This is a genomic window from sulfur-oxidizing endosymbiont of Gigantopelta aegis (assembly GCF_016097415.1).
Lineage (GTDB): Bacteria > Pseudomonadota > Gammaproteobacteria > GRL18 > GRL18 > GRL18.
In genome coordinates this window covers 2,220,151-2,233,975 of the sequence record NZ_JAEHGE010000001.1, presented here as the reverse complement: position 1 = coordinate 2,233,975, position 13,825 = coordinate 2,220,151, and the positions used below count along the sequence as shown (strand labels likewise).

Sequence of the window (13,825 nt, the reverse complement as noted above, 5' to 3'; positions counted from 1 at the left end):
TAATGATCCTGTTACAATATCTTCACGGCACAGGCTGAGGAGCCGATGGCCGTCGGTAATGGGCGGCATTTATGTCGCCTTTTACCCCTCTTCAATCAATCGATTTAAGCTATTTCCTGCTGTATTTCATAATCGACTGGTGACAAATAATCATTAGCCGAATGAAGTCGCTCCCGATTATAAAATACCTCAATATATTCAAATATTGCCTGCTTTGCTTCTACTCTGGTTTTGAATCGACAATGGTGCGTCAATTCAGTTTTCAAACTATGAAAGAAGCTCTCTGATACAGCATTGTCCCAGCAATTTCCTTTGCGGCTCATAGACTGAATTATGTTATGATCCGACAATATTTTTCTATGACTATCAGAGGCATATTGGCTACCTCGGTCAGTATGCCAAAGCAATCCATCCATTGGTTTACGCTTCCATATGGCCATCAGTAAAGCATCATTGACTAGCTTGGCTTTCATTCGCTCATCCATCGACCAGCCAACAATTTGCCTAGAGAATAAGTCAATGACAACCGCTAAATATAACCAGCCTTCCTTGGTGGCAATATAGGTAATATCACCCACATAGTAGCGATCAGGTTGAGAGACAGTAAACTCTCTTTCCAGTAAATTTGGAGATATACGCTTATTATGCTTGGAATTAGTCGTCGCTTTAAAGCGTCTCTTCGTTTTACAAAACAAACCGGCTTTTTTCATTAATCGACCAATTCTCCGGCGGCTTATATGAACGCCTTTTTCAGCCAGTTTTCTTTTTAAGACGACGGGTTCCATAAGTCTTGCGACTGTCTTCAAACAGTTTTTTAGCTGCTCAGTAAGCGCTTCATTTTCTTTCTCTCTATCCGTTTTAGGAGAGCTAACCCAATCATAATAGCAACTACGGGAAACATCCATAAAACGGCACAGAATCGTTACCGGGTAATCTTTAGCCTGATCAGTTATCCATGCGTACTTCACAAAGTTTCCCTTGCAAAGTACGCTGTGGCCTTTTTAATAAATCACGCTCCTGAATCACTTTTGCCAATTCTTTTTTCAGACGTTTTACCCACATTAACTTTCATGCCATTTAACACGGAAACTAAAGTCGCTGTGCTCAGGCCAAAAGAATGAAATAAGGGTAAGGCATTTAAAATCACATCATTTTTATTGAAGTCGATTTTTGTGCCCAGTTGGATCATATTGCTGAGAATGTTCTTGTGGGATAACACCACACCTTTGGGTACACCTTCTGAGCCTGAAGTAAATAATACCACGGCTGGATCATCCGGTTGCACAGAATGCCATTGTTGGGCATAGATGATTTTTGGCAAGAGACTACAGGCAATGCCATAGGCTTTATCTTGTCCCGTGATCATTTGTTTGAGATCTTCCAGATAGATGATGTTCACTTGCTCGTTAAGCAGTGCAATAAGATCATCCATTTTTGCTAGTTCAATAAAGCGTTTTGAGGTATAAACGGTTTTTATTTGCGCGGTTTCTAAGGCAGATAATAAGCCTTTATAGCCTGCGGTATAATTTAGCATGGCGGGCACTCGGCCTATGCTTTGCAAGGCAAAGAAACTCAGCACCGTGGCATTGGTATTGGGTAGCAATAAACCCACCACGTCTTTTTCTTGGGTTTGTCTGGCCATTAGGCGTGATAGTACACTGCTCTTGAGTAGTAGTTTGCGATAATTCAGTGGCTGACGCTCTACATCTTCTAACACTACCTGACCCGCACCATGAATAGCTCTGGCTTGTAATAGCTTGTCCATAATGGTCAGGTGATTATTACTGGTAGAGTAAATCATATCGGTCATGATTTTTTTCAGGATCTTGCCTGCTGCGGCACGGCGATCGCGTCCGGCAATCTCATCATCCAGTTCAATTTTTTGTGGTGCTAAGAGCGTGAGTTTTATTTTTGGAAATAATTGCCGACGTTCGATGCCTTTTAGGCGTGAAAAAATTGAATATTGTGCGCCATCAATGCGGATGGGTAAGATCATAGCACCTGATTTTAGCGCGATGAGACCTGGGCCATCATAGATTTTCATCAAGGTGCCAGTGACCGTGATACGACCTTCAGGAAAAATAACGGCGCGTTTGTCTTGTTCGAGATCTTTAATGAAGGCTTTGATGGATAATGGATTAACGGGATCCATAGGGAATAGGCGTACTATTTTGCCAAAGGGGCTGACCCACCATTTTTTTGCTATTTCGGTGTTAATTGCGAAGGTGATTCGGTCGGGGAGGAAAATGGATAACAGGACGGCATCTAAGAATGAGGTGTGATTGGCAATGATCATCACTCGTTTGCCAGCCAGATAATAATTTTCGATGCCTTCTACTTCTACGCGAAATAGGATGACTAAAATAAAACGCACAATTTGCTTGATCAGTACCATGTATCCCTCCATTAGTGAACGAATAGAATAAACTAATAATGCTATGAACGCCAACACACTCCTAATACCGAGATAATATTATTGTGGACATTTATGCCATTGAATTTTATGATTCTATGCCTCAACTTTACTATTAAAGTTGGGGCAACTATATAAGGGCGAGGCATATTACTATCAGCAAGCAAAATACTCCAAGATCAACCAAAGACCACTTTGTGATCAAAGACGGTGTTGAGTATTCAGGGACGCATCTACTGATCGATCTCTGGGGGGCGACTCAGCTTGATGATGTGCAACATATCAAGAATACCCTTGAGGCCTGTGTTGTTGCTTGTAATGCCAGTTTATTACACATCCATTGTCATCAGTTTTCTGATACCGGAGGGATTTCCGGGGTGGCAATTTTAGCGGAATCACATATCAGTGTGCATACTTGGCCAGAACGTGCTTATGCGGCATTTGATATTTTCATGTGTGGTGATGCCCAGCCGGAAAACGGTATCGAAGTGCTAAAACACGCATTTTCACCCGAAAAAGTCACTATCAAAGAGTTATTGCGTGGTCATAACGATGGCAGTTAAGGATAAGGATAAGCAAGCCCGCGCCCAGTTATTGCGCCGTCATGACTTTGTGTTATTTGCCATTATGGGCATCCTAGCGGGTTGTGGTCTCATTTATGAATACCTGCTCTCGCATTATGCCGGACGTATTTTAGGCGCTGTCGAGCAAGTTATTTTTGCTATGATCGGTGTCATGATTGTGTCGATGGGGCTGGGCGCATTTGCTGCGCGTATTTTTAAGTCCTATTTTAATGCCTTTGTCTGGCTGGAAGTGTCGATTGCCTTTTTAGGGGCAAGTTCGGTGTTGTTTCTGGCTGGCACCACTGCATTGGCGAATTTATTGCCACAAATTCTGATGGAAACCTTTGCCCTGCCCCCTGACTTGATTCCCCGTGGTGGCATGGTGAGCTGGGCACATAAAATTGCTGCCGCCATGCCTTATGTGATGGGGGCGATTCTGGGTTTTCTTATTGGTATGGAGATCCCCCTGATTGCCAGTATTCGCGAAACCATCTATGGTGAGCATGTAGAACACAATACGGGCTCAGTGTATGGCGCTGACTATATCGGTGCTGGTATTGGTGCGGCACTATGGGTGATGTTTTTACTCAGTATTGCCCCCACCGATGCCGCCGTGATCACCGCCAGTGTCAATTTGATTGTCGGGCTAATTTTTTATGTCGTCTATCGCCAGCGGATTCGTTTTGGATTTTTGGTGGTCTCAGTGCATTTGTTGGTCGGTGCGGTCATTGCCTTGATTGCCTTCAATGGTACGGATTGGGACAATGCTATGGAGGATTTGCTGTACAAGGACAAGGTGATTTTCAGTTATAACACCCAGCACCAGCATGTGACGATTACCGAACGCATTATGGATCCGGCCAAGCCTAAAATCCTGTCGCTGTTTATTAATGGTCGTTCACAATTTGCCAGTAATGATGAGCAAATTTATCACGCTATGTTGGTCGCACCAGTCATGCATGCCGCTGCCAAGCACGATAAGGTGCTCATTATTGGTGGGGGTGATGGTCTGGCGCTACGTGATGTCTTGCGCTGGCAACCCAAATCAGTGGATTTAGTGGACATTGATGCCAGCATTATTGATTTTTTCACCCATCCGCAACGTAAAAATGGCAAGATCATTAATCAGCCCTTATTGGAATTGAACGAGCATGCCTTTAGTGATCCCCGGGTGCAAACGCACTTTGGTGATGCGTTTATTAAAGTGGATGAATTAATTGAACAAGCCCGCTTGTACGATGTCATTATTGTTGATTTGCCCGATCCCAGCCATCCGGATCTCAATAAATTATATTCCGCACGTTTTTATGCCAAGTTGCATAGCTTATTAGCGGGTGATGGTGCTATGGTGGTGCAGTCTACCTCGCCCTATCATGCGAAGAATACGTTTTTATCCATTGGTAAAACCGTGCATTTTGCGGGCTTTAAGCACGTGGAGCAATATCACCATAACGTGCCGAGCTTTGGTGAATGGGGCTGGACCATCGCCACAAAAAATGGCCTATCAGCCAAGGCGCGTATCAGTAATAAAACTCAAATTGAAGTGGATGATGGCTGGTCAACGCTGGGCGTCATACTCGCAGCCTTTGAGTTTAACAAACATTTTTTTGCCTCATTAGAGAACATAAAAGTGAATAGAATCAACAACCAGGCGGCTTACCAATACCATCAAATGGACTGGGAAAAGCAGCAGGGAATTTATTTAATCGAAAAGCCTTGACATAATATGTCTCAGCGACATATTATGTCTACATATTGAATATTGGAGGAAACAATGAGCAATGTAAAACTAGAAGAATTGATGACGGGTTTAACTGAGCATCAATTATCGGATGGAGCCAGCCTTTCGGTTGAAATGTTTGATGGTGAGAATGCTGTCGCGTGTATCAAGGTAGAAGACCGCGAAGAATTCCCCATTTATATGACCGTCGATGAAGGGCAAATCTTATGCATCACCTATTTATTTGGTGATGAACAAGTTGACCAAAGCAAACGCGGTGAAATGGCCGAAGCCATGTTGATGATGAATGTCTCGATTCCATTATCCGCATTTTCTAAAATTGGTAATCAATACATTATGTTTGGCGCTTTATCGCCCCGCTCCAGTATTGATGAATTAATACATGAAATTGAACTATTGAGCGACAATGTGCTTGAAGCCGTTGACGCTGTATCAGACTATTTAACAGAGGCAGCATAACATGGGTATATTTAATAAATTATTTACCGCCATACGCGGTGGTGCAACGGAAGTGGGTGAAGCCATTGTTGACACTCAATCGATACGAATACTGGAGCAGGAATTGCGTGATTCTAAAAAAGCGCTTGGTGAAGCCAAGACCAATTTAACCGCCATTATGGCTGAAAAAATGGGCATTGCCCGTAAGGTTAAAGAACTGACTGCCAAGGTGAAAGAGCATGAAACTTATGCCATTCAAGCCATGGACAAGGGTGATGAAGCCCTGGCCTTAGAAGTCGCCAATAAGATTGCTGAATTTGAACATGAGCTCAATATTCAGCAAGGCATCTTAGATGGTTATGAAACCAAGGTCTCAACCTTAAAGAAGATGATCTCTCAGACTGAGCGTAATATTCAGGCCATGGATCGTGAAGTGTCCGTCGTTAAAACCACGGAGAAAGTGCAAAAAGCCAATGCCATGGCGGCGGCAAAATTCTCTGGCTCGACGTCTGCTTTAAGCAGTGCTACGGATTCACTTGAACGCATCAAAGCACGTCAGCAAAAACGTGAAGATCAAGCCTCCGCAGCCATGGAATTGCAAAGTGAAGAGAATGGTGATGACTTGCAGGCACGTTTGAAAAGTGCCGGCATTGTTGACTCAGCGAGTTCGGGTTCATCCATTCTTGATCGTCTTAAGAAGCAAAAAGAGAATAATGGCTAATGGGTTTATTTAAGTCAATCTTCCGTGGTAAGGATGGTGACGATGAGTCACCACGGCAAATAGCATCGCCTACGGATCTTACTGTAGGCGATATGCTTAAAATGGAATTTTCTGCTCAAAGTCTGATTTCCGGACAAACCTTAAAAGTCACTGCTCAGTCATTTTACGATATTAGCAGTGTGGAAAACTGTAAGACCGTTTCGACTATGGAAGGTGCTGATAAGCCTATTTTGCTCTCAAAAAGTTCAGTAAATGCGGAACGCCCGCTTGAAGTGGCACTACTGGTATTGCCTGACACGGTGTTTGATATTTTCAAGCAAAAGAAATTTGCCGCTATTTTTGATGAGCCAGAAGATACTGATCATCGTCTCAGCAGTAAAAATAGTGCCCAGGAAATTCCCGGACTGGAAGGCTTTATTGCCAAGTCTTATTTTCAGGAACGCACTAACGAAGCTTATCGCAGTGATAAAGATTGTCGCAATCAAACTTTATTGGATTCGCAATGGACGGGCTTTGACTATAAGCTGTTAGTCTCTGATGACCGACAACATGCAGTGCGTATTGAAGTCTTTGATGGTGGTCGTACTGATGTGTATTTAATCGCCTATTTACCCCTGCACCAAGTTGCTGAATACTGGCCTGCTTAATGATGCCTACGGATAAAAAACGCCCCAATGCCTGGAAAAAATCGGATAAAAGCATCCGTGCCGTGCAGGTGATTTTTGAATTAGAGCAAAGCCATTCGCGCAACCTGCGCATCAATGCCATTAAGCTGGATCTCAGTCCTTCGGATTATATTCGCGATATTATTGGCCTGCCCCGTAAAAAACCCATTCGTCCCCGCCTGAGCATTAGCCTCTCTGCTGATGATTATGTGCTTTTAGCGGAGCGCTATGATTTGCAACCCGATGAGCAAACGGCAATTCGTGAAAAAATCAAAGAAGAATTATTGCTGGCGTCTAAAAACGAAGACCAGTAAGCTTAAATCAAACCTAACTCAAATTTAACTTTAACCTTGTTTCTAAGTACTTCTTAGTTTCATCATACGAGGGTGTCACCGCCACAAATTGCGTGTTAACAAATACCGCGTTGGCAGAACCGTAGGGTGGGCATGGCTTTATCTGCCCACGCTGACTCAAGCGCTTATTATCCTAGAAACCTCAGTTGAACCTACTGCGAGCGTCCAGTGTACTGAATATTCAACTGAGGTTTCTAGGATTATGTACACTTTCAGCGTGGGCACAAAAAGCGTGCCCACCCTACGGTCAAAATTATCAAATAATTCTAGAATAAACGGATGGACACTAGCTATATAAATTGCCTATATTGTGACCCCCATTAAAGATATTCTAAAACAATAAGCCTAAGATAAAGCATTCTACATTTCAGGTGAACTCATGCGTTTTTTTATTTTTTTTAAAAATCTCAGGCACTCCTCTTACCAAGGATTATTAAGCGCTTTAATAATCACTACTTTGACTGCAATTCCAGCGGTTGTGGCTTATGCCAATTCCGGTATGACAACAGGATTAAAGCTAACCCTATTGAAACAAGCTGTACTGCCACCTGAAACACCACCGCCTGCTAGTCCCGTCAAAATAAAAACTATCGCCGACCAGATAACGCAAGCCGGTGTGCTTTATCAATTTCAACCCAGCCTAGTAGGCAAGACTAAGGCATCGTGGAAAAAAACCTATGGTCCCGATGCGATGCTTGTCGATCCTGACACGGGCAATGTCAGTTGGACAATTGCCGCCGATTTGCCCACCGAAAGCTTTCATTTTGGAGTAGAAGCCATTGATGCTCAGGGCAATAAGTCAACACAGGTTTGGGTGCTCAGCATCGGTTCTCAGCGAGTATTTTATGCCGGTCCACAGGAAGTTTACAAAACCATTGCTGATGGCGTCAGAGCAATGCAATCGGGGGACACGCTGATTGTACGTAATGGTGTTTATCTCGGTGATGAGAAAAATTTCATCAATGCCAACTCAGGTGGTGCGCAACCGCCTTCAGGTACGAGCAGTGCCTACACTACAGTTATTGCCGAAGATCCAGGCCAGGTGATATTAGATGGTGAAGGCCTTTATGAAGAGTTAATGCATATTTATGGTAATTTTAATGAGCCTGAACTTTGGGGTAACACAACACTAAAGTCAACACCACGCAATTATATCGCCCTCAAGGGGATGCATATTCGCAATGCACTGAGTTCTGGCATCAGAATGTCAGCGTTACATCATATAAAATTAATTGATATGGGTTCATCCGATTCAGGACGTAATGCCAATTGTGGTTTTACCGGTAGCAGTTGTGGCACTACAAACATTTATATTACCCGCACACATCATGCCTTACTCGAAGGCGTATATACCTGGGGGCATGCACGTTATCAGATTATTTTTCAGAAAAATAGAGATGCTGTAGTGCGCCGTGCGGTGTCCCGAATCGATGCCTATATTGGCCGGGAACCTGTCGGTGTTTTCCAAACCTATTGTAGCAATAATATTGTCTGGCAAAATGTGATTGCCATTGATAGTGATTCAAAACGTTTTTGGGTACGGCATAAAAATCTAGGCTACTCCCTTGGCTTTGCTGCAACAGGTTGCTCTTATCCTGATAATAACCAATATTTATCCAGTATCGCTATCAATAATGATTTACCTTTTACTGGTATGAATCTCAGCAATCCCGATGGTCGCCAATATATTCGCAATAGTATTGGCTGGGGTGGCAATATGACCCGTTTCCTTTATGGCAATGGCAGCATTGCCAGCTTTATGATGGGTGATGGTTATATCATCACCGATCAACTGACCCTAGGCCGTGTCGATGTTACACCCGGCTATGAAAGTATTGAAGGTGGTAGTGGCCGTGCTTTCTTCTATCATCGCAAAAACCCTTTAGATATCAGTAATTCGATTGTTTATCAAATGGGCTGGGATGGTCGTCAGGTGCAAAATAGAGGCCGCTTTGCTTGGGCATCCAGCGAACTGACCTTTGACTATAGCAATTTATTTGGCAGCCTCAGCAGCCCTTTAGTCAGCTCAGGCAGTTATGGCGGGAGCATTAATTTTAACAATGCAATCGACTCTGATCCCACTCAAAACGGCCTTAAGTATTTACCTCGCATTGAGTCTGGCGCAAGCCTACAAAGCGCAGGCAAAAATCAACAGCGTGTCGGTGCTAGCATCCTGATGCAATTAGGAAAGTCCGGCAGTTTTAATGGGGAAAGTGGTTGGAACGTTGAAACCAATATTCCATTATGGCCATTTCCACATGAGGATTTGCTCAAACGAAAGTTTGCTGATTATAGTTATACCGGTCCCACTCGCAGTGGTGTGCTGGAAACGGTAGGCCCTAATGCTACTCTCTCTGGGGCACGGGGATTTGCGGCGGAAGGCACGGCACTATATGGTGGCCCGATTACGCTAACCTCTTATATCTGGGAACAATTAGGCAATCCGTGTCCCGTTGATATCTGTGGCAAAGCCAAGCCTAAATAAAATACCAAAAAGCGCTTTACCAGCCATTATTTCAAACGAATGGCATGGCAGGGGGTATTGTCTTTCAGCAGTCATTATTCAAAACGCTAATCGGGATAATACTAGCCTACATTTTTACATTAACAATAGAGTATTTCCTCACTATCTGTTAGTCTGAGACTCTGTAATCAGACAGCAAACTTATAGCCAAATATGTATTCAATACTTCATTTATTTGCACGGCGAAAAGGCCGGATTGACCTCAATGCACGGCACAATTTAGTGCAAGGCATTATTCGTTCCTGCGCGATTTTATTGATTCTTTTTTCCCTGCATATTGTCTTTATGATGGTCTTTGAGCAGTTTAGTTTTGGTGACTCACTTTGGCTAACACTGACCACCGCCACCACGGTCGGCTATGGCGATATTTCTGCCGCCACTTTACCCGGTCGGATGGCAACGGTTATACTACTTTACTTGGGTGGCATTTTTATTCTGGCTAAAGTGGCTGGCGATTATTTTGACTACCGTCTTGAAGTTCGTGATAAGAAAAAAAGAGGTCATTGGAGCTGGAAAATGGATAAACACATTGTTATTCTCAATACCCCTAGTCATTCAGGCGGTCGCTATCTACAACGTTTGATCAAACAGTTTCGCGCATCGAGTTATTCCGAGGAAACGCCCATTTATTTATTAACCCGACATTTTCCTGATGGTTTGCCCGATTATATTGTGCGTTTGGGCAATGTGGTTCATTATCATGGTGACTCAGGTAATATTGATGATTTGAATGAAGTCTGTGTGGCTCAGGCTCAGGACATTATCGTGCTGACCAAGGACGATAATGATGATAGTTCTGATGCCCGTACCTTTGATATTCTGCATCGCCTCAAAGAGTTAAATGTGCAAGCTAAAGTATTGGCCGAATGCGTTGAAGATAAAAACCGTCAGCGCCTGCAAAGTGCTAGAGCCAATATTGTCTTACGCCCGATTCGTGCCTATCCTGAAATGATTGTCCGCGCCTTTGATGCCCCCGGTTCTGAACAAATCATAGAAAATATGTTTACCAGTGAAGACGATGGCTATCAGCGTTATGACATTAGTATCAAAAACTTAGCTTGGAGCGAGATAGTCTCACGTCTTATCAATAATAATGCCGGCATCGCGGTGGCTTATATTGATGAACAGAGCGATAAAATGATTTATAATCCTCCTGCACAGACAAAGCCGGATATTAAAGCATTAATTACTATCTGCAAAGATACCGCCAGTTATAGCAATAATGATATTCAGGCATTTATCTTGAACTGACTTTTCCCAAATAAAGTTATTTAGGCTTAAGTCGTTTTAAAAGAGTAGATTTCAAGGGAATAATTTCGATGGAGCAAGCAATCATGTATCAAAAAAGGTCGATAGTCTTTCATTATCGGATCTGGCTATTATTGATCACGGTGTTATTATTATCCGGCTGTGGCAACCGCTTTGTGGAGCAATTAACCGGCCCACATCAGCGTGCTGTCAGTAATGTGGAGTATTTAAAACAGCAATTAGATGATAAACAACTCGTCAATGCACTGTTGATTGATAAATACGCAACCCAACTCAGCCAATCAAAACCCGAATATGCTGACATTGCGACGCTATTGCGTAAAGAAGCCACCTCTCAGGGCAAGGCTTATACCGGACTCACTAAACGTCTGGCTGCGGTTAATTTAGAGCCCACTTCAGAACAATCCGCTAATACATCACTCAATGAATTAAGCCTGATTCAAGCCGGTGCAGATGCTTATGAGTTTAATAGCAGTCTGGCGGATGTGGTCAACACCCTTGCCTCACTCTCCGATGGAGAATTAGCAGTCATCAATGTGCCCGCATCCAAAATAGATACGGCACAAAAAAGTAACGCCCTAGTTGGCAACCCTTCTTATGGTAACTGGAAACAAGACAGCAGCGGCCGCTCATTCTGGGAATGGTATGGCATGTATTCCATGTTCAGTAATGTCTTTGGTGGCCGCAGTTATTATGACTCCTGGTCCTCACGTCCAAGCTATAGTTACTATAATAATTATGGCCGTAGCCGCTGGGGAAGTAATAGCGACATCAGCCGCAATTATAATCTGAGTAAACGCTATCCCAGCAAATATAATCGCCCTAGCAGCAGCACTAAGCAACGCTACGCCACAACTTCTAGTCGTAGCTCAAGCTATGCTGCCTCTAAAGCGGGCTCTAGCAGTTTTGGCACTAAAAGCACTTCTACCGGTTATAAAAGCGCCTCCAGTGGTAACCGTTCCAGTTCTTATGGCTCAAGCAGTCGCAGTTCATCATATTCAAGTTCCCGTAGCTCACGCTCAGGGAAATAAGGAGATCAATTATGTTTACCGAATTTGTTAATGTTGAGCTGGATCTGGCGCTCTATTATCTACTGGATTTCACTATTGCCATCGCCTTAATGAGTGGCATGCGCTATTTGGCCGGTATTGTCAGTAATGTGTCCGCCGTGGATGAAATTTCCCAAAAAAATAATAAGGCCTTTGGCGTCTCCTTAGCCGGGGCAATGATTGCCGTCAGTATTATGTTGATGGGCGTGATATCCGGTGATGCCGGTTATAACCTGGCCAATGAAGCCATTATGATGCTGTCATTTGGTGTCGTCGGCATTCTACTCATGTGGCTTACCCGTATTATCTTTGATCGCCTGTCATTTCCACACCTCTCGATTCATGATCAAATCATGCAGGGGAATATTGCCGCCAGTATTATTGATGCCTGCAATATGATTGCCACTGCCATTATTATTAAAGGTGCAATGTCCTGGGTTGATGGTGATACTACGATGGCAATGATTGCTGTGATCGCCAGCTTTGTTGCCTCACAAATCATTATGGCACTGGCCACTCTGTATCGCGTGAAAGTCTATGCTAAGCGACATGATAATCAACAATTGCATACGGCAATTGAGGGTGAGAATATTGCCCTGGCCTTACGCTTCAGTGCCTATCGTATTGGTATTGCTATTGCTGTCAGTGCCGCCTTCACTGCGGTTGATTTTGATGCCTCCGCCTTAAGTACAGTCTTTATCTTATGGTTTGCTATTGCGCTGTTTTTATTAGTTTTGCTGACTGTCGTTGCGATCATTATTCGTCATGCTGTCTTACATGGCATTAACATTGGTGAAGAAGTGGGACAGCAGGGCAATATTGCTGTAGGGGCGATTGAAGGCAGTATTTATATTGTCGTGGGCTTAATCATCGCGGGCTTGATTGGTTCATAAACGATACAAAATGACATAAAACAAACAATACAAATGACACCTAGACTCCGTTTAATATTATTAATCATTGTGGCATTTATTGTTGATTATGTGCCCTTTATTAATCTCCCATTATTATGGAGTGAAACTTTTTTTCATGAAATGAGTCATGGTCTGGCAGCGATTATCACTGGCGGACAAATCGTCAATATCACGCTAAATTATGATGGTTCCGGTTTGTGTACTACTCGTGGTGGCGTGCGTTTTATCGTCACTTTTTCCGGTTATGCTGGCAGTGCTTTATGGGGCGTGTTGCTCTATCGCATTAGTAGCGCACTCTCACCCACCAAAGCTAAATTTGTCGCTATCGCCATGATAGCGATGACAGTCCTTACGCTCTTATTATGGGCAAGAAATCTCTCTACTATAGTGATTCTAGGTATCTTATTAGTTACTTGGCTACTACCGCTTTACACGTCTTTACGGGGTGTGATTACTTATTTTATTCAACTAATTGCAGTGTTTGTCATTTTAGATGCGATTCGCAGTCCACTCTACTTACTTGATGGTCGTGACCTAGGTGATGGCGCAACATTGGCAAGTCTGAGTTGGATACCAGAAATTATCTGGGTTGCTGTCTGGTTTTCAATCGCCTTGGGTAGTTTATTGTTATTATGGAAGCATTCAGGAAACAAAACTGACAGTAACCTACAGTAAGAGATATACCCATTAAGCTCTTTAAAAAACCATTAGTCCATATCGTTCATACTTTCTTTATGTTCCCATTCATTTTTTATTTTACAAATATCCGGCAACATCATTTCAAATAAATCAACTAGATTTGGGTCAAAATGACTACCTGAGCAGCGGCGAATTTCAGCCATCGATTCCTCTATAGTCCAATCTTCTTTGTAAGGGCGTTTCATAGTCAGAGCATCAAACACATCGACCAAAGCAACGATACGAGCCGATTCGGGAATAGCATTTGCCTGTAAGTGATTGGGATAACCACTGCCATCCCATTTTTCATGGTGAGATAGGGCAATTTCTGCAGCCATTGAAAAAACAGGGGCTTCACAACGATGCAAAATATCATAACCAATTGGGTGCAGATCTTCTAAAACGATGAAAATAAACAATAAATTCAATAGTTAATGCTTGAAAAATGAAAAGAGAAAGATCAAAATATTGTTTTATAAGCTTCTTAGTTTCATAAC

Annotated in this window: 14 protein-coding genes; 11 read left to right on the top strand and 3 right to left on the bottom strand. The window is 43.1% G+C overall.

The genetic code is table 11. The annotated features are described in order from the left end of the window. Positions 1-104: 104 nt before the first annotated feature. Both JEU79_RS11215 and JEU79_RS11210 read right to left on the bottom strand, forming a co-directional pair. A complete protein-coding gene (locus tag JEU79_RS11215) occupies positions 105-968 on the bottom strand; it encodes an IS3 family transposase (protein ID WP_198263029.1) in 864 nt (287 codons plus the stop codon). Positions 969-1,009: 41 nt separating this feature from the next. Further along, a complete protein-coding gene (locus tag JEU79_RS11210) occupies positions 1,010-2,395 on the bottom strand; it encodes an AMP-binding protein (protein WP_198264197.1) in 1,386 nt (461 codons plus the stop codon). A 215-nt stretch (positions 2,396-2,610) separates the two neighbouring features. Here JEU79_RS11210 and speD point away from each other — a divergent pair, with 215 nt between their 5' ends. The 11 genes from speD to JEU79_RS11155 all read left to right on the top strand — a co-directional run bounded on the left by speD (position 2,611) and on the right by JEU79_RS11155 (position 13,325). Beyond that, complete coding sequence (gene speD, locus JEU79_RS11205) at positions 2,611-2,976, top strand: adenosylmethionine decarboxylase (RefSeq protein WP_343074961.1); 366 nt, start codon at positions 2,611-2,613, stop codon at positions 2,974-2,976. Further along, positions 2,966-4,696 (top strand): polyamine aminopropyltransferase, encoded by a 1,731-nt coding sequence (locus tag JEU79_RS11200; protein WP_198264196.1) that lies wholly within the window; start codon positions 2,966-2,968, stop codon positions 4,694-4,696. Before speD ends, JEU79_RS11200 begins: the two co-directional genes overlap by 11 nt. Before the next feature lie 54 nt (positions 4,697-4,750). After that, positions 4,751-5,176, top strand: a complete 426-nt coding sequence (locus tag JEU79_RS11195) for a YjfI family protein (RefSeq protein WP_198264195.1) — start codon at positions 4,751-4,753, stop codon at positions 5,174-5,176. 1 nt (position 5,177) lies between these two features. Further along, the gene (locus JEU79_RS11190) at positions 5,178-5,876 is read left to right on the top strand and encodes a PspA/IM30 family protein (RefSeq protein ID WP_198264194.1); all 699 of its coding nucleotides are present in this window, start codon (positions 5,178-5,180) and stop codon (positions 5,874-5,876) included. Beyond that, on the top strand, positions 5,876-6,523 hold the full coding sequence (locus tag JEU79_RS11185) for a hypothetical protein (protein WP_198264193.1): 648 nt from the start codon (positions 5,876-5,878) through the stop codon (positions 6,521-6,523). Before JEU79_RS11190 ends, JEU79_RS11185 begins: the two co-directional genes overlap by 1 nt. 2 nt (positions 6,524-6,525) lie before the next feature. Continuing rightward, positions 6,526-6,855 carry a hypothetical protein gene (locus JEU79_RS11180; RefSeq protein WP_198264192.1) on the top strand — a complete coding sequence of 110 codons (330 nt, stop codon included), beginning with the start codon at positions 6,526-6,528 and terminating at the stop codon, positions 6,853-6,855. 496 nt (positions 6,856-7,351) lie between these two features. After that, positions 7,352-9,379, top strand: coding sequence for a polysaccharide lyase domain-containing protein (locus JEU79_RS11175; protein WP_198264191.1), 2,028 nt, complete (start codon positions 7,352-7,354; stop codon positions 9,377-9,379). A gap of 192 nt (positions 9,380-9,571) precedes the next feature. Continuing rightward, entirely contained in the window at positions 9,572-10,669 is a 1,098-nt protein-coding gene (locus tag JEU79_RS11170) for an ion channel (protein WP_198264190.1), read from the top strand. 68 nt (positions 10,670-10,737) lie between these two features. Next, a complete protein-coding gene (locus JEU79_RS11165; RefSeq protein ID WP_198264189.1) occupies positions 10,738-11,718 on the top strand; it encodes a hypothetical protein in 981 nt (326 codons plus the stop codon). 11 nt (positions 11,719-11,729) lie between these two features. After that, a complete protein-coding gene (locus tag JEU79_RS11160; protein ID WP_198264188.1) occupies positions 11,730-12,629 on the top strand; it encodes a DUF350 domain-containing protein in 900 nt (299 codons plus the stop codon). A gap of 33 nt (positions 12,630-12,662) precedes the next feature. Then, positions 12,663-13,325 (top strand): M50 family metallopeptidase, encoded by a 663-nt coding sequence (locus tag JEU79_RS11155; RefSeq protein WP_198264187.1) that lies wholly within the window; start codon positions 12,663-12,665, stop codon positions 13,323-13,325. Between the two features lie 32 nt (positions 13,326-13,357). On the opposite strand, the gene JEU79_RS11150 is transcribed toward JEU79_RS11155, so the two are convergent. Further along, on the bottom strand, positions 13,358-13,756 hold the full coding sequence (locus JEU79_RS11150; RefSeq protein WP_246540180.1) for an HD-GYP domain-containing protein: 399 nt from the start codon (positions 13,754-13,756) through the stop codon (positions 13,358-13,360). Positions 13,757-13,825: the final 69 nt, after the last annotated feature.

What these genes read in the sequence shown, in the direction of transcription:
- JEU79_RS11210 (WP_198264197.1), bottom strand. Translation starts at nt 2,395, where the DNA reads ATGGTACTGATCAAGCAAATTGTGCGTTTTATTTTAGTCATCCTATTT.
- JEU79_RS11200 (WP_198264196.1), top strand. Translation starts at nt 2,966, where the DNA reads ATGGCAGTTAAGGATAAGGATAAGCAAGCCCGCGCCCAGTTATTGCGC.
- JEU79_RS11195 (WP_198264195.1), top strand. Translation starts at nt 4,751, where the DNA reads ATGAGCAATGTAAAACTAGAAGAATTGATGACGGGTTTAACTGAGCAT.
- JEU79_RS11190 (WP_198264194.1), top strand. Translation starts at nt 5,178, where the DNA reads ATGGGTATATTTAATAAATTATTTACCGCCATACGCGGTGGTGCAACG.
- JEU79_RS11185 (WP_198264193.1), top strand. Translation starts at nt 5,876, where the DNA reads ATGGGTTTATTTAAGTCAATCTTCCGTGGTAAGGATGGTGACGATGAG.
- JEU79_RS11180 (WP_198264192.1), top strand. Translation starts at nt 6,526, where the DNA reads ATGCCTACGGATAAAAAACGCCCCAATGCCTGGAAAAAATCGGATAAA.
- JEU79_RS11170 (WP_198264190.1), top strand. Translation starts at nt 9,572, where the DNA reads ATGTATTCAATACTTCATTTATTTGCACGGCGAAAAGGCCGGATTGAC.
- JEU79_RS11165 (WP_198264189.1), top strand. Translation starts at nt 10,738, where the DNA reads ATGGAGCAAGCAATCATGTATCAAAAAAGGTCGATAGTCTTTCATTAT.
- JEU79_RS11160 (WP_198264188.1), top strand. Translation starts at nt 11,730, where the DNA reads ATGTTTACCGAATTTGTTAATGTTGAGCTGGATCTGGCGCTCTATTAT.
- JEU79_RS11155 (WP_198264187.1), top strand. Translation starts at nt 12,663, where the DNA reads ATGACACCTAGACTCCGTTTAATATTATTAATCATTGTGGCATTTATT.